The sequence below is a fragment of the Intestinimonas butyriciproducens genome, assembly GCF_004154955.1.
Lineage (GTDB): Bacteria > Bacillota > Clostridia > Oscillospirales > Oscillospiraceae > Intestinimonas > Intestinimonas butyriciproducens.
On the sequence record NZ_CP011524.1, the window covers coordinates 876,656 to 892,598 of the forward strand.

Consider the following 15,943-nt stretch of genomic DNA (forward strand, 5'->3'; position numbering starts at 1 on the left):
AGTGGTGGCACAAAACACAAAAGGGAAGGCGGCGCGAGCATGTATCGGACGGAAGTAAAGGTAGCCGCTCTGCCGGTGGCGGAGTGGATGAAAAGATACTGTTTTCCTGGGCGGTTTTTGGATTCCTGTAAGCAGTGCCCGGACTATGGCCGGGTGTGGTCCTGTCCGCCCGGCGTGCCGGAGGCCGGAGATTATCTGGGGGCCTATCGCATGGCACACATCATCGGGGTGAAGGTCCTCTATGATGACGGAGAACGGGCAAGAGCCCTCCGCTCCCCTAAGGAGGCCGAGACGGTGCGCCAGGAGACCTACGGCGTGGTGAAAAAGGCCCTGCTGGAGGCCCTGCTGGCCTTTGAGCGCGTCAGCCCGGGCGCTGTCACGGTGGCGGCGGGCCGCTGCGAGCAGTGCGAGGTCTGCACCCGCCTCCAGGACCTGCCCTGCCGACGCCCGGAACGGATGCGCTATTCCTTCTCCGCCTTTGGATTCGATCTCACCGCGTTGGCGAAGGAGCAGCTCGGCATGGATCTGCTGTGGGCTGGTGAGGGGCTCCCGGAGTACAATGTGGCGATCGCCGCCTTTTTGACGAGGTGAGCGTGTGGGCATTGAACTGGAGCAGAAATATGTGGTGGACTCCCAGCGGCCCTGGCAGGTACAGGCGGAGCTCCTCTCCCTTCTGAACCGGGCGGGGTACGAGGTGCGCCTCCTGGGAGAAACGCCCCAGGAGGACGTCTATTACGATACGCCGGAGGACGACTTCCTGCTGACCGGCGGTTCTCTTCGGGTCCGCAGGAGGGGGGAGCGGCGGGTCCTCACGCTCAAAACGCCTGTGGGGCAAACTCCGCAGACTGGCGCCTTTGCCCGGCGTGAGGAGGAGCTGGAGCTCTCATCGGATGCACTTCCGGCGGACTTTCTGCGGGAGCGCCTGCCGGAGCTGGACCCGGACGCGCTGCGGCCGGCGGCGCAGGTGGAGAATCTGCGGCGGACCTATGAGGTAAAGGGGCCGGTCGGATGCCGATTTGAACTGGCCTTTGATGATGTGATCTTCCGGGACGCCGGAACAGGGGAGACCGCCCGGGAACGGCAGGTGGAGATCGAACGGCTGGAGGGAACGGAGGCGGACCTGGCTCGTTTGGTGCGGGAGACCGCCGGACGGGTCACGGCGTTGCGGGGCGTCACGGACTCTAAATACCAGCGCGCCAGAAAGCGCGCGGGGCCTGAGGGCAGACGCGGTCAAGACAAAAGGACTCCGCCGGGATAAAGCACGGCGGAGTCCTTTTTATCGCCTTTTCAGAGGTCTTTGACCATGATGTTTTCATGGACTCCGGGCACGATGGCGTCGGGCACATAGCCCACCTTTTGATAACCCATGGACTGGTAGAGCGCTTTGGCCCGGGGATTGAAGTGACTCACCATAAGGGAGGCCTTCCGGTACCCCATGGCACGGGAGACGCCCTCAAAGGTCCGCAGCAGCACATGGCCCACACCCATGCCACGGAACGACTTTTTTACCCCGAGAAGGGCCAGATAGGGAAAAACATCAAAAAAGCCCGTCATCTCCATCCACATGACGCCCGCCACCTCATTCCGAGAAGTGACGGCCAGCCACAGCTCCCCTTTCTCCACGGCCGTGGCCAGCATACCCTCCAGCCTGCCCTCCGCAGTGAAATAATGGTCGTAGAGAGCGCTGTCCAGAAAGACCTCACGGCACTCCGCAAGGCGGCTTGGGTCCGCCTTCACAATGGTCACATTCATGGCATGCTCCATTTCCGCCCTTAAAAATAGGTGAGATTTTTCGGCTTGACGCTCCAGCCGATGGCCCTCTGGATATCCTCGGCGTAGCTGGGATCGGAGAGGGTCATGCGGTCGTAGGCGAGAAACTCGCGCAGCGGAATGGCGCCCATGACCAGAGAGGAGAGGTCGGCGATCTGGGTTGAGAGGGTCACGTCGGGCGTGCCCGTCTCCGTCAGCGTTACCGTGCCGCCGGTTACCTCCAGGAGGAAGGTGCCGTTATTGTGCTCCAGGAAGGTGTCCCGCACCTGGAGCGCCAGGGTAAAGGGGCGGGATACGGGGACTTCGCAGTGGGTCTGGACGGAAAAATACTGCCTGATGTCGAAGATACGTACCATATAGCCCATAGTTTTCCGGCCGATCTCGTGGATACAGCCGTCGTGGGCGCGATTTTCTCCCGTGTCGGGGTTTTTGAACATGACATGGAGATATTCGTCAGGGCTGAGGATGCGGACCCGTTCGATCTGATCCACCTGAGAGGCGAAAAAGGTCATGAACTGCTTGAGGGTCTCGGCGTCCTCATAGATCATCTCACGGACCATAAGATCATGGTACATATCGGTGTAGTGATCCACGTCCACAAATTCGAAGGTGAGATAACCGGTGATGCGCCCGTCCCTGCGGCAGATCACCACGTAGGGCATGTCGAAGATGCGGTGCGGGTCCATAAAATGGTGGACCGTGGCGCCGTTGGTCCTCTCGGCATAAGCCCGGTAGAATCGAAGGATATCCTCCTTGTCGTCGGGACCGGCGAAGGAGAGGCCGGACTTGTCCCCGAAGGAACGGATCATGCTGGGCCGGGGCTGGTAGAGAATGTTCTCGTTGCAGTAGCCGTAGCCCATCTTGCGGTAAAACGAAGGCATGAAGGGATGCAGACAGCCGATGGCTGTACCTAGCTTCTGGTAATAGCCCATGAGGACGCGGAGCATGGTCATAGCCGTATGCTCCTTCTTCCGCAGGAAGTTGGTGGACACATAGGCCGCCGCGCCCATAGGCATCATCACGCCTCTGACGTTGAGGGTGAAATCCATCATCAGGATGGAACCGACCAGGGTCCCATCGTCGTCAAAACAGCCGAGGTAGCGCCCCTCGTCCGGCTGGTACAGCTCGCTTTCCATATTCCTGAGCAGCGCGTCCGGAGTCTTGGACGGGAACGAGGAGACCACGTTCCGGGCCAACTGCGCCGCCTCGGAGGGGAGAACGAACCTGATTTCCATTGACACACTCCTTTTGGTTGCTGGTTGCGTCGGGGAATATTCTGTTGTTATGGAGGCCGGCTGGACGGCCTCCGCGCACCTGCTTTGACCCCTCTATTATGTCAGCGTTTTGCCCGGATGTCAAACCGTTTTTTGTGAAAGTGTGGTAAAAGCTGGGATGGGGAAGAAAAAATCTTGACAAATGACCTAATGCGGCGTAAAATTCCTATAGTTAACATCTGCGTACGAGGCTAGTACGGGATGTCACGGTGAGAGCGGATGCGGGGCAGCGTCCTGAACGAGAGTACGTTCAGGGCGTTTTTTGTTTGCCTAAGTACCGCGTGAAAGTGCAGGAGCACGGAACAGGATAAGGAGCGTGAGATATGAACTCCTTCAGCGTACGCACCAAAATCATGGAAGGCGGCGGGCTGGAGACTCTGGCCCCAAAGCTCCACAAGGTCTTTATTGTCACAGACGGCTTTATGGCCTCCAGCGGGAAGGTGAGTTATATCACCGAGAAGTTGGACCGGGCGGGCGCAGAATATCGCGTGTTCGACCAGGTCAAGGCAGACCCGGATATCGGTACGGTGACAAAAGGCGTGGATATGATCCAGGAGTTTCACCCTGATGCGGTGATCGCCTTTGGCGGCGGCTCTCCCATCGATGCGGCCAAGGCCATCGTCTTTTTTGCGGCCAAGACATGCGATATGCGCGAGTGCATGTTCATTGCCGTACCCACCACCAGCGGCACGGGCTCCGAGGTGAGCAAGTTCGCGGTGATCACCGACCCTGAAAAAGAGGTCAAGTACCCGTTGGTGGAGGACAGCCTCCTGCCCGACGTGGCCATTCTGGACGCGGAGCTCACCGTCAGTGTGCCCCCCTCTGTTACGGCGGACACCGGCATCGACGTGTTCACGCATGCGGTGGAGGCGCTGGTGTCCACTGCGGCCACCGATTTTTCCGACGCGGCGGCGGAGAAGGCCATCAAACTGGTGCGCAGGCACCTGATGACCGCCTACCACCAGCCAGGGGATATGGCCGCCCGCCAGGGCATGCACAATGCCTCCTGTCTGGCCGGCGTGGCCTTCTCCAATTCCGGATTGGGCCTTAACCACGGCATGGCCCACGCGCTGGGCGCGCGTTTCCACATCCCCCACGGCAGAGCCAACGGGATCCTGTTGCCCTATGTAATGAGTTTCAACGCCGGCTGTTCGGAGAGCCTGACGCCTGTGGCCAAGCGGTATGCCAAGATTGCCCGCCTGCTGGGCCTGGAGGCTACCAGCGTCCGCCAGAGCGCGCTGAATCTGATCCGAACGGCCAGGAGATATGTGGAGCAGCTCAACATTCCCTCCAGCATCCAGGCGGCTGGAGTGGACAAGGCCGAGTTCGAGGCCGAGGCGGAGGCTATGGCGGAGGCCGCCCTGGCGGACCGCTGCACGGCCACAAATCCCCGGCCCTGTAGCAAAGAGGAGATCCTTCAGGTCTTCCACAAGGCCTATATTGGAAGGCTTCCCTGATGCGGGATGCGGCGGATGATCGGGACCGGCCGGCTGAAAAGCCGGCGTCCTGACGCCCGTGCTCATAAAAAGATTGACAAGAAGCATGGCAACTGCTAAAATATACAAAAAGCACTAGAAGGCTTATGTGTGCTTTGTATAAAATGGGCGGACGGCGCGGTGCTAGTGCTGGAAGCAGAGTGGTTTTATAGAGAACGAGCGATGTAGCTCCCAGGATTGATTGGAAAAAGGTTGATCCTTGGGGGCTATTATGTCTTTTGGGGACATACTCTGTGGAAGGATCGTGAGCCCTTTGATTGAATTGGATGAAAAAAAGCGAATTATTCAGGAGTTTGTTCCCGGCAAGCAGGTGACGCTGTGCCACGTGATCGCGAATCCGAACGAGTCGCTGTATACAAAGCTGGGATTGATTGACGCCCGGGGCGCCGTGGGGATCATGACGATCACCCCCAGCGAGGCCGCGATGATCGCGGCCGATGTCTCCACCAAGGCCGCGGCTGTGGAGATCGGCTTTGTGGACCGCTTCAATGGCTCCTTGGTCATCACGGGAGACGTGGCGGCCGTGGAGGCCGCGCTGCGCAACGTGATGCAGGTCCTGTGCAACATGATGGGGTTCAGCCCTGCGCCGCTGACCAAGACCTGACGGAGCGGCTATGGAGGAGAAAAGGAAGCGAATCATCCTGATCGGGCGCTCCACCGCGGGGAAAACGACTCTGTGTCAGCGCATCAATCACGAGGATTTGGCCTATCATAAGACCCAGACGGTCCAGATCGTCAATCAGACCATGATTGATACGCCGGGAGAATATTTGGAGCGGCGGTATTTCCGGGGCGCGCTGATGGTGACCGCGACGGACGCGGACTTCATCGTGCTGGTCCAGGATGCCACCGAAAATGGAACGATGTTCCCCCCCGCCTATAACACCCAGTTTGCCAAGCCGACTCTGGGTGTGGTTACGAAGAGCGACCTTGCCACACCGAAACAGGTGGAGACGGCGAAGAAATTTTTGCAGATGGCGGGCGCAAACAAAATATTTGTCACCAGCAGCGTCAGCGGCGAAGGAGTCGATGAGCTTTTAAAGTTCCTGGGCTACTTGTAACGGGCGGACGGACGCCGTCAGAACAAGGAGGAAGAGTGTATGTGCAAGGACGGGATTCGGGTTGTTATCGCGGATGACGAACCCATCACCCGGATGGATTTGAAGGAATTGCTGAGCGAAGAGGGATATCAGGTGGTGGGAGAGGCCGCAGACGGCTTCGACGCCGTGGAGGCCTGCAAGCAGAGCCGGCCCGACCTGGTGCTCATGGATATCAAGATGCCCCTTCTGGATGGACTGTCCGCGGCCAAGATCCTGTTTGAAGAGAACTTGGCCGACACGGTGATGATGCTCACGGCGTACAGTGAGCGGGAATTCGTGGACGAGGCCAAACATATCGGGGTGGCCGGATATCTGGTCAAGCCCATCGATGAAAAGTCTCTGGTGCCCAGTATTGAGCTGGCGGTGGCCCGCAGCAAGGACATGAGGAAGCTGCGCAAGGATATGGAAAAGGTGTCGGAGCGGCTGGAAAACCGCAGCATCATCGAAAAGGCCAAGGGGCTGGTCATGACCCGGGAGGGAATGACCGAACAGGACGCCTATGACTATATCCGCAAACTTTCCCAGACGAAGAACCTGTCTATGCGCCGCGTATCGGAAATCATCCTCCTGAAGTCGGGGGGGTGACGGGATGGATATCATCGATGAGCTGTGTAAAAAGTATACGGACCTCACGGATGAGGAAATCGCGATCATACAGGGGATGAGCGCCGTGCTCCAGCCCTTGGCCAACCTGGAGGACGCGGATATTTTTATTGATTGTCCCTCCGAAGACGGGGACGCCATTGTGGTGGCGGAGGCAAAACCCTCCTACGTTCCCTCGTCTTACAAGAAAACTGTGGTGGGGCTCCTGGCCAAGCAGGAGAATGAGCCCGCCGTGGCCCGGACGTTTCGGCTCGGGGTGGCCACCAAGCAGATGAAGGCCGTCACCCAGGAGAATACGAGAACCATCCAGTCTGTGGAGCCCATCAAGAACGGAGACCGGGTGATCGGCGTTCTCATTCGTGAGCAGCGGGTCGACGAGCAGCGGCAGGTCAGTGAGCGGCTTCACTTTTCTGAACAGAGCTATGAGCAGATCGCCAACGCCCTTACCCATATGGTGGGCAGCAACAACTGGCTCACCGAATGCATTGACGAGGCCTTGATTATGGTGGACAAGGGCGGGCTGGTCACCTTCCGCAACAGTCTGGCCCGGGACCTTTACCGGCAGCTTGGCTACATAGAGGACCCGCTGGGCCAGATTTATGAAAACATCCGCCTGATCGACTCCACAGATGACGCGGAGGACCAGTCCGGCTACTCGGTGGTAGAGACCAGCGTGGGGCGTCACAGTTTGTCCATCAAGCGCATCCAGCTCGACAGCGAGGATATGGATTTCGCCGTGGTGATCCAGGATATCACTTGGAAGAAGGAGCAGGAGAAAGCCTTGATCCTCAAATCGGTGGCCATCAAAGAGATGCACCACCGGGTCAAAAACAACCTTCAGACCATCGCCAGTCTTCTTCGGCTCCAGGTCCGGCGCTCGGACAATGGAGAGACCCGCAAGGTGCTGGGCGAGAGCATGAACCGGATCCTCTCCATCGCCACGACCCATGAGTTGCTGGCCCAGAGCGGCGTGGATCAGGTAAAGATCGGCGAGGTCATTCTCAACATTAAAAACAACACGGTCCGCTATTTTGCCCGCCCCCATTTTGATGTGAGCATCACGCTGGAGGGGGATGATTTCGAGGTAGACTCCGACATCGCCACTTCGGTGGCCCTCATCATCAACGAACTGCTGCAAAACTCTCTTCAGTATGCCTTCGAGGACAGGGAGACCGGTCTGATCCGCATCGTCGTCACCCGCGGGGAGCTGTATTCCCGGATTGAGGTCATTGACAACGGCGGAGGCTACGATGTGGAGAATGTCCGCACCGACCGGCTGGGACTCTCCATTGTCCAGACGATGGTGAAGGATAAGCTGCGGGGAAATCTATCCGTGGAGTCGGGGCCCGGCGGGACCCATGTGACCTTTGACTTTAAAAATCAAATTATGGAAGTAGCCGGCGTGACGTAACGCCGGGGAAGAAAACGGTGCGTTGCAGCCCGAATGCGTGGGATTTTTCCGCGCGTTCGGGCCTTTTCTATTGGTGGAACCAATTATGAAGGGAAGCAGGTGAATGCCTTGCATGAAGTGATCCTCAGCGTGGGTATCGATATCGGCACCTCTACGACACAGTTGATCTTCAGCCGCCTGACCATTGAAAACCGGGCCAGCAGCTACACGGTGCCTAGGATCCAGATTGTGGAGAAGGAGGTCATTTACCGCAGCCTCATCTACTTCACACCTCTCAAGTCGAGCACAGAGATCGACGCTGAGGCGGTGAAGAAAATCGTTCGGGACGAATACAAGGCTGCGGGAATGACGCCGGAAGACGTAAAGACCGGCGCGGTCATCATTACCGGCGAGACCGCGCGCAAGCAGAATGCCAACGATGTCCTGGAAGCGCTCTCCGATTTGGCGGGAGACTTCGTAGTGGCCACGGCGGGCCCTGATCTGGAGTCGGTTCTCTCCGCCCGGGGCGCCGGGACTGACAAGCTCTCCCACGAGCACCGGACGACGGTGGCCAATCTGGATGTGGGCGGCGGCACGACAAACATTGCAGTTTATGAGAAGGGAACCCTGCGGGGGGTGTGCTGCCTGGATATTGGCGGCCGCCTCATCAAAGTCGACGGCGGCAGGATCACCTATCTCTTTCCCAAGATCCAGGCGCTGGCGAAGGCCCACGGCATCAGCCTCAGCGTGGGGGACCCGGCAGAGGAGCAGAAGCTCCGCAAGGTCTGTGATTTGATGGCGGACCAGTTGGCGCAGTCCCTCCACCTCAAGCAGGCGGACGTCGACCACGCCGGACTCTATACCAACGGCGGCAACCCCCTCCCCACCCAACCGGAGATCAAGGCGATCACTTTCTCCGGCGGTGTTGCCGACTGCGTTTATCAGCAGATGGAGGGTGACATATTCCGTTACGGCGACATAGGTGTGCTGCTTGGTCAGGCCATCCGGGCGAACCCGGAGCTCCAGGCCGTACAGCTCTTCCAGGCCGCCGAGACGATACGGGCCACGGTGGTGGGCGCGGGGACGCATACCACCGAGGTGAGCGGGAGCACCATACACTATGCCGAAGGCAAGCTCCCGATCAAGAATATCCCCATCTTAAAGGTGTCCGAGGAGGATGAGGCGTCGCTGGAAACGTTCAAGTCCTCCGTCACCCAGCAGATGCCGCTCTACAAGCCTGAGGGCAAGGTGGAACAGATCGCCATTGCCTTCAACGGGGAAAAGCGCACCAGCTTTGCAGAGATCCAGAAGCTTGCGGCGGCAATCATTGAGAGTGCAAAGGAGGTGATAGAGAGCAAGTATCCCTTGATCCTTGTGGTGGAGGCCGATATCGGCAAGGTTCTCGGGAACGCCGTCAACGTGCTGCTTGACTTTAAGAAAGACGTCATCTGCATCGACGGCATCAAGACCCTCAGCGGGGACTATGTGGATATTGGCGAACCAGTCGCAGACGGGCATGTGGTGCCCGTAGTGATCAAGACCCTGATCTTCAATACTTAACGAGAGGTGAAGTAGCGTGATTCTCAAAACAAAGCTGTTTGGCCATGTGTACGAGTTCAAGAGCGTATGCGAAGTGATGGCCAAGGCCAACGAGGAAAAATCCGGCGATAAGCTGGCAGGCATTGCCGCCGAAACTGCTGAGGAGAGAGTTGCCGCGAAGGTGGTTCTCTCCCATCTGACGCTGAATGATCTGCGTAACTCCCCTGCCGTTCCCTATGAGGAGGACGAAGTCACCCGTATCATCCAGGACGCAGTCAATGAGACCATCTTCAATGAGTTCAAGAACATGACGGTGGCCGAGTTCCGTGAGTGGCTTCTGGACGAGCGCACCACCACCGAAATGATTCGCCATGCTTCCAGGGGCCTGACTTCCGAGATCGTGGCCGGCGTATGTAAGCTCATGAGCAACCTGGATCTCATCTATGCCGCCAAGAAGATGCGCGTATCCGCCCACTGCAATACGACCATCGGTCTGCCCGGGACCTTCTCCTCCCGCCTGCAGCCCAACCACACCACCGATGACCCCAAGGGTATCATTGCCTCCGTGATGGAAGGCTTGTCCCTGGGCTGTGGCGATGCCGTCATCGGCCTGAACCCGGTGGATGACTCTCTGGAGTCCGTGGCCCGCATCCTGAAGATGTTCGATGAGTTTAAGCGCAAGTGGGAGATCCCCACCCAGATCTGCGTGCTGGCCCACGTGACCACCCAGACCGCCGCCGCCGACAAGCTGGGCGCGCCTCTGGACCTGATGTTCCAGTCCATCGCCGGCTCTCAGAAGGGCAATGAGGCCTTTGGTCTCACCGCCGAGATGCTGGATGAGGGCCGCGCCACCATGCTCAGCCGCGGCACCTGCACCGGGCCCAACGTGATGTACTTTGAGACCGGCCAGGGCTCTGAGCTCTCCTCCGAGGCCCACAACGGCTGGGACCAGGTGACCATGGAGGCCCGTTGCTATGGCTTTGCAAAGCGATATCAGCCCTTCCTGGTGAATACCGTGGTCGGCTTCATCGGACCTGAGTATCTGTACGACTCCAAGCAGGTCACCCGTGCCGGTCTGGAGGACCACTTCATGGGCAAGCTCACCGGCATCCCCATGGGCTGCGACGCCTGCTACACCAACCATATGAAGGCGGACCAGAACGACATTGAGAATCTGGCCACGCTGCTGGTTGCCGCCGGCTGCAACTACGTCATGGGCGTTCCCGAGGGTGATGACTGTATGCTGATGTATCAGTGCACCGGCTACCATGAGGCGGCCGCCCTCCGCGAGATCTTTGGCCTGCGTCCCATCGCAGAGTTCGACGCGTGGCTGGAGAAGATGGGCTTCTCCGAGAATGGAAAGCTGACCCCCAAGGCGGGCGACGCTTCCGTGTTCCTGGCGAAATAAGGGAGGAGGTGTGATTCATGGATGAGAAAGATCTGAGAACAATCATTGAGCAGGTACTCAGCGAAATGAACGTCGGCAGCACCACTGCCGCAGAGACGGGCGCATGCTCCAAGGTGTGCGACAAGCCCGCCAACATCGAGGATGGCTGCATCCCCGATATCACCGAGGTGGACATCCGTTCACAGTATTTGGTGGAGCACCCTGAGCATGGCGAAGAGTACGCCGAGCTGAAGATGAACGCCCCCTGCCGTCTGGGCATTGGAAAGGCCGGCGCCCGCTATAAGACCCTACCCCAGTTGGAGTTCCGTGCCGCCCACTCCGCGGCGCAGGACGCCGTATTCAACGACGTGGATGAGAAAATGGTGGAGGATCTGGGCCTCTTCATCGTGCAGACCCAGTGTGACTGCAAGGACACCTATCTGACCCGCCCTGATCTGGGCCGTAAGCTCAGTCCGGAGGGTGTGGCCACGATTAAAGAAAAGTGCAAGAAGAATCCCACGGTCCAGATTTACGTCTCCGACGGACTCTCCTCTGCCGCGGTGGCCGCCAACATCCCCGATCTGCTGCCCGCCATTCTTCAGGGCCTGCAGAACTATAAGATCGATGTGGGTACGCCCTTCTTTGTGAAGTACGGCCGCGTGGGCGTGATGGATGAGATCTCCGAGATCACCGGCGCCGAAGTCACCTGCACCCTGATCGGTGAGCGTCCGGGCCTCATCACCGCTGAATCTATGTCCGCCTACATCGCCTACAAGGCCACCGTGGGTATGCCCGAGGCACGCCGTACCGTGGTGTCCAACATCCACAGAAACGGCACCATTCCTGCCGAAGCCGGTGCCCATATCGCCGACATCATTAAGATCATGCTGGAGAAGAAGGCCAGCGGTACGGATCTGAAACTGTAAGGAGTAGGGAGGAAATTCTACCATGAAAAGAGATCCCGTAAGAGCAAGCGTACTGGCGACCAAGCTCATCCCCAACGTGGCGCCGGATATGGCCAAGGAGCTGGGCCTTCTGCCTGGCGAGAAGTCCTTGGCCCTGATCACGTCCGACTGTGATGATGTGACCTATACCGCCCTGGACGAGGCCACGAAGAAGGCCGACTGCCGCGTGGCGTATGCCAAGAGCTTCTACGCCGGCGCGGCCAACGCCAACACCAAGCTGGCCGGCGAGATCATCGGCATCCTGGCCGCCCCCAACCCCGCGGAGGCGAAGGCCGGTCTGGCCGCCTGCGTGGATATGATCGAGAACGTGTGCCACTTCGTCTCGGCCAATGAGGACGACACCATCGTGTACTATGCCCACTGCATCTCCCGCACGGGTTCCTACCTGTCCGAGGGAGCGGGGATCGCGGAGGGAGAGGCGCTGGCGTATCTGATCGCGCCCCCTCTGGAGGCGATGTACGGAGTGGATGCGGCGCTGAAGGCGGCGGATGTGCGCCTGTGCGTGCTGTACGCGCCCCCCAGCGAGACCAACTTCGGCGGGGGCCTGCTGACCGGCAGCCAGTCCGCCTGTAAGTCCGCCTGCGACGCCTTCGCCGCCGCGGTGGAGTTCGTGGCCGACAATCCCATCGAGTAAACCCCATCGCCTGATGTTCAAAAGATAGGACCGCTTTGCGGCGGTCCAAAGATGGAGGTACTGAATGAAGGCTTTGGGTATGATCGAAACCCGTGGCTTGGTGGCCTCGATCGAGGCGGCCGACGCCATGGTCAAGGCGGCTAATGTCACCCTGACGTGCAAGGAGCACGTGGGCGGCGGCCTGGTGACCGTCATGGTCCGGGGCGACGTGGGCGCCGTGAAGGCGGCCGTCGATGCCGGAGCAGCCGCAGCGGAGCGGGTCGGCGAGCTGGTGTCCATCCACGTCATCCCGAGACCTCACGAAGAGCTCGAGGGCATCCTGTCGACGCCCGCGCCGATCACGCCCACTCCCAAGCCCCCCAAGCAGCCGGAGGTCAAACGGTCTCCCGGCGCGGCGCCTGCGGCCAAGCCGGAGGCGGATCGCGCTCCTGAGGAGTCGGCGCCCGTAAAGAAAGAGACGGAGCCTGGAGCGGCGGAACTGAAGCTCTCGGACCTGACGGACGAGGTGCTGGAGGCGATGCCGGTGGTGAAGCTCCGGGCGGCGGCTCGGAACGTAGGGATCACCAATATGACCCGCAAAGAGATCCGGTTTGCAAAAAAAGAAGAGCTTGTGGCGGCCATTCGAGAATTTCGGGGACAATAAGATCCGCTGAATGCGCGGCTGAGGCCGCGCGGACCCATCCCCCTGAAGAGGAGAGTTGATTATATGCAGCTTTACGACAAAGACCTGCTGTCCATGCAGGAGGTCCGTGAGCTGGTGGAGGCGGCAAAGGAGGCCCAAAAGGAACTGGCCAATATGTCCCAGTCCCAGGTGGACCACATTGTCCGCGCCATTGCCGACGCCGGTGTACGCAACGCCCGGCGCCTGGCGGAGATGGCTCATGAGGACACCGGGTTCGGCAAGGTCGAGGATAAGATCATCAAGAACATCTTCGGCAGCCGGGGCGTCTATGAGTACGTCAAGGACATGAAGACCGTCGGCGAGTTGGAGCGGGACGAGGAGAAGAAGGTCCGCACCATCGCCGTTCCCGTGGGCGTCATCGCCGGTCTGGTCCCTTCCACCAATCCTACTTCCACTGCCCTTTATAAGGCGGAGATCGCCATCAAGGCGGGCAACGCCATCGTGTTCTCCCCCCATCCCACGGCCCTGCGGTGCATCTCCGAGACCGTGAAGGTGATCCGTCAGGCCATCTCCGAGGCCGGCGGCAATGAGAACCTGGTGTCCTGTATCACCATTCCCACCATGGAGGCCACCGACAATCTGATGCGCCACCGTGATGTGGCCATGATCCTGGCCACTGGCGGCTCCGCCATGGTGCGCGCGGCCTATTCCTCCGGCACTCCCGCCATCGGTGTAGGTCCCGGCAACGGGCCCGCCTATCTGGAGAAGACCTGTGATCTTCCCTTGGCAGTCAAGCGTATTATGGACTCCAAGACCTTTGACAACGGCACCATCTGCGCCTCCGAACAGTCCATTATCTGCGACGAGGATATGGTGCCCGCTGTCCGGGCCGAGATGGAAAAGCAGGGCGCTTACTTCCTCAATGAGTCTGAGCGGGAAAAGCTGGGCAGATACATCCTTCGCGCCAACGGGACCATGAACCCCGAGATCGTGGGCCGCAGCGTGGAGACCATTGCCAGGCTGGCGGGACTCACCGATGTTCCCGCCACCGCCCGTGTGCTGGTGGCCGCTGAGGACGGCGTGGGCCGCGGACATCCCTATTCCAATGAGAAGCTGGCCCCCATCCTGGCCTTCTACACGGGCACCGACTACAAGGACGTATGCGAGAAGGTCTGCACCATCCTTCGCTATGAAGGCGCGGGCCACACCTTCTCCATGCACACCAAGAACGACGAGATGGTGGACTATTTTGCCAAGCGGGTCCCCGCCTCCCGCATCATGGTGAATACCCCCAGCGCCCTTGGCGGCATCGGCGGCACCACCGGCCTCATGCCCGCGCTGACCCTGGGCTGCGGCGCTGTGGGCGGCTCCGCCACTTCCGAGAACGTGGGGCCCATGCAGCTCCTCAATACCCGCAAGGTGGCCTATGGGCTCAAAGAACTGGAGGACATCCGTGACAGTGTGCCCGACTGCTCCGACGGCATCTGCCGCGTCCGGGGCGGAGATTTGAGCACGGCGGACGTGGAGGATATCGTCCGTGCCATCATGGCCCGTCTCCAGAACGCATAAGTACGAGATATTTTTAGGAGGAAACTAATATGGCAACTCAGCAGGCACTGGGCATGATCGAGACCAAGGGTCTCGTCTCTTCCATCGAGGCGGCCGACGCCATGGTCAAGGCCGCCAACGTCACCCTCATCGGCAAGGTCCATGTGGGCGGCGGTCTGGTGACCGTGATGGTCCGCGGGGACGTGGGCGCCGTCAAGGCGGCCACCGACGCGGGTGCAGCCGCGGCCGAGCGCGTGGGCGAGCTCATTTCCGTCCATGTCATCCCCCGTCCCCACGAGGAAGTGGAGTACATTCTCCCCTCCCTGGATAAGCAGTAACCATTTTTCCCATCCCCTCCCGCGGCGGGGAAGCGCCCCGGGACCGGCAGTCCGGTCCCGGGGGCCCGCCCGGACTGCGGGGAGGAGACTAGTTTAGGAGAGTGCTGGATATGGCAACAATGCAAGCTCTGGGCATGATCGAGACCAAGGGTCTCGTGGCCTCTATCGAAGCGGCCGACGCCATGGTCAAGGCCGCCAACGTTACCCTCATCGGCAAGGTCCACGTGGGCGGCGGTCTGGTGACCGTGATGGTCCGCGGGGACGTGGGAGCTGTCAAGGCGGCCACCGACGCCGGCGCGGCCGCGGCCGAACGTGTGGGCGAGCTGATCTCTGTCCATGTGATTCCCCGTCCCCATGAGGAAGTGGAGTATATCCTCCCCTCCCTGGATAAGTAAAACAGCGTAAGCTGTAAATAAACCAACCGACGGAGGGGGTGAAGCGCTTGAAATGTATCACAGAGGATGCCCTGCGGTGTGAGCTGCGGGCCACAGAGCCCGAGTGCTATGTCATTCCGGAGGGAAAGATCCTCACCCCGGCTGCGCGGGAGTATCTGCAGTCCAGGAAAATCAAGATCGTAAAGGCGGGACAGCAGGAGAAGACCCGCATCGTCGCCACCGAGGTGCCACCTATGCCCGAGGTGACGATGGCCGCGCCCACATCGGCGCCCGCGCCCCAGCCCCAGGCGGTCAAGCCCAAGTTTGTGGACTATGAGACCGGCGCCTTCTATATGGAGAAGCCGGAACATATGACCCATCTGGTGGGGAATGTACTGGTGGTGAAAAACCATCCCCGCATTCTCTTCCGGGGCAAGCTGGACTCCCTGCAGAGCCTGTTTGTGCTCGCGCAGGTGGAGATCCACGAGCACGGCGGCAGCCAGGCCCTGATCGACGATCTGGACGACGTGCTGAACATCCTGCGGGAAATGATGCGCTGCGATGTGCTGGATGAGCCCTTCACGATGGAGAAGATGATCGGCCTCACCCATGCGGAGCTGCGGGAACAGTCCCATGACCCGAAGCGCTTCTTCGGAGTCAAGGCCATGGTGCTGCCCGATTACACCATGGGTAAGGACTTTGCACTGCTCAATCAGTTGCGCACGGCGGTACGCGAGACCGAGGTGGCTGCGGCGGAGGCCTTCCACGATGGCGCCAAATATACCCGGGGCGATATCATTGAGGAGCTTAACCGGATGTCCAGCGCCATGCACATCATGATGTGCCGCTATCTGGCCGGGCAGTATCAGAATTGAATTCAAAACCCAATTAAAGGAGCGCCGA

General features: G+C 59.8%; 17 protein-coding genes and 1 pseudogene. 16 read left to right on the forward strand and 2 right to left on the reverse strand.

Annotated features, from left to right (window positions below; genetic code table 11):
- Positions 1-39 precede the first annotated feature (39 nt).
- Both SRB521_RS04320 and SRB521_RS04325 read left to right on the forward strand, forming a co-directional pair.
- The gene (locus SRB521_RS04320) at positions 40-591 is read left to right on the forward strand and encodes a DUF2284 domain-containing protein (protein WP_116722262.1); all 552 of its coding nucleotides are present in this window, start codon (positions 40-42) and stop codon (positions 589-591) included.
- A 4-nt stretch (positions 592-595) separates the two neighbouring features.
- Entirely contained in the window at positions 596-1,258 is a 663-nt protein-coding gene (locus SRB521_RS04325) for a CYTH domain-containing protein (RefSeq protein WP_075704332.1), read from the forward strand.
- A 29-nt stretch (positions 1,259-1,287) separates the two neighbouring features.
- On the opposite strand, the gene SRB521_RS04330 is transcribed toward SRB521_RS04325, so the two are convergent.
- Both SRB521_RS04330 and SRB521_RS04335 read right to left on the reverse strand, forming a co-directional pair.
- Positions 1,288-1,764, reverse strand: a complete 477-nt coding sequence (locus tag SRB521_RS04330; RefSeq protein ID WP_083630936.1) for a GNAT family N-acetyltransferase — start codon at positions 1,762-1,764, stop codon at positions 1,288-1,290.
- Between the two features lie 8 nt (positions 1,765-1,772).
- Entirely contained in the window at positions 1,773-3,005 is a 1,233-nt protein-coding gene (locus tag SRB521_RS04335) for a GNAT family N-acetyltransferase (RefSeq protein ID WP_075704330.1), read from the reverse strand.
- Positions 3,006-3,367: 362 nt separating this feature from the next.
- Here SRB521_RS04335 and SRB521_RS04340 point away from each other — a divergent pair, with 362 nt between their 5' ends.
- The 14 genes and pseudogenes from SRB521_RS04340 to SRB521_RS04405 all read left to right on the forward strand — a co-directional run bounded on the left by SRB521_RS04340 (position 3,368) and on the right by SRB521_RS04405 (position 15,915).
- Positions 3,368-4,501: a 1-propanol dehydrogenase PduQ gene (locus SRB521_RS04340; protein ID WP_058118130.1), complete on the forward strand. Its 1,134-nt coding sequence runs from the start codon at positions 3,368-3,370 to the stop codon at positions 4,499-4,501.
- A 250-nt stretch (positions 4,502-4,751) separates the two neighbouring features.
- Positions 4,752-5,144, forward strand: a complete 393-nt coding sequence (gene eutS, locus SRB521_RS04345) for an ethanolamine utilization microcompartment protein EutS (protein WP_178388455.1) — start codon at positions 4,752-4,754, stop codon at positions 5,142-5,144.
- Between the two features lie 10 nt (positions 5,145-5,154).
- A complete protein-coding gene (locus SRB521_RS04350) occupies positions 5,155-5,601 on the forward strand; it encodes a EutP/PduV family microcompartment system protein (protein ID WP_075704329.1) in 447 nt (148 codons plus the stop codon).
- 39 nt (positions 5,602-5,640) lie between these two features.
- A complete protein-coding gene (locus SRB521_RS04355) occupies positions 5,641-6,225 on the forward strand; it encodes an ANTAR domain-containing response regulator (RefSeq protein WP_058118129.1) in 585 nt (194 codons plus the stop codon).
- A gap of 4 nt (positions 6,226-6,229) precedes the next feature.
- Positions 6,230-7,654 (forward strand): sensor histidine kinase, encoded by a 1,425-nt coding sequence (locus SRB521_RS04360; RefSeq protein ID WP_075704328.1) that lies wholly within the window; start codon positions 6,230-6,232, stop codon positions 7,652-7,654.
- 108 nt (positions 7,655-7,762) lie between these two features.
- Positions 7,763-9,193: an ethanolamine ammonia-lyase reactivating factor EutA gene (gene eutA / locus SRB521_RS04365; RefSeq protein WP_075705534.1), complete on the forward strand. Its 1,431-nt coding sequence runs from the start codon at positions 7,763-7,765 to the stop codon at positions 9,191-9,193.
- 16 nt (positions 9,194-9,209) lie between these two features.
- Positions 9,210-10,580, forward strand: coding sequence for an ethanolamine ammonia-lyase subunit EutB (locus SRB521_RS04370; RefSeq protein WP_033119084.1), 1,371 nt, complete (start codon positions 9,210-9,212; stop codon positions 10,578-10,580).
- A 17-nt stretch (positions 10,581-10,597) separates the two neighbouring features.
- Entirely contained in the window at positions 10,598-11,485 is an 888-nt protein-coding gene (eutC, locus tag SRB521_RS04375) for an ethanolamine ammonia-lyase subunit EutC (protein WP_033119085.1), read from the forward strand.
- A gap of 22 nt (positions 11,486-11,507) precedes the next feature.
- Complete coding sequence (eutL, locus tag SRB521_RS04380) at positions 11,508-12,158, forward strand: ethanolamine utilization microcompartment protein EutL (RefSeq protein ID WP_075704327.1); 651 nt, start codon at positions 11,508-11,510, stop codon at positions 12,156-12,158.
- Between the two features lie 64 nt (positions 12,159-12,222).
- Positions 12,223-12,480 (forward strand): annotated as a pseudogene (locus SRB521_RS16765) (BMC domain-containing protein); the annotation flags it as partial.
- 384 nt (positions 12,481-12,864) lie between these two features.
- Positions 12,865-14,349: an acetaldehyde dehydrogenase (acetylating) gene (locus SRB521_RS04390; RefSeq protein WP_075704325.1), complete on the forward strand. Its 1,485-nt coding sequence runs from the start codon at positions 12,865-12,867 to the stop codon at positions 14,347-14,349.
- A 29-nt stretch (positions 14,350-14,378) separates the two neighbouring features.
- On the forward strand, positions 14,379-14,666 hold the full coding sequence (locus SRB521_RS04395) for a BMC domain-containing protein (protein WP_033119324.1): 288 nt from the start codon (positions 14,379-14,381) through the stop codon (positions 14,664-14,666).
- A 110-nt stretch (positions 14,667-14,776) separates the two neighbouring features.
- Positions 14,777-15,061 (forward strand): ethanolamine utilization microcompartment protein EutM, encoded by a 285-nt coding sequence (gene eutM / locus SRB521_RS04400; protein WP_033119323.1) that lies wholly within the window; start codon positions 14,777-14,779, stop codon positions 15,059-15,061.
- A 38-nt stretch (positions 15,062-15,099) separates the two neighbouring features.
- The gene (locus SRB521_RS04405) at positions 15,100-15,915 is read left to right on the forward strand and encodes an ATP-binding protein (protein WP_227152234.1); all 816 of its coding nucleotides are present in this window, start codon (positions 15,100-15,102) and stop codon (positions 15,913-15,915) included.
- Positions 15,916-15,943: the final 28 nt, after the last annotated feature.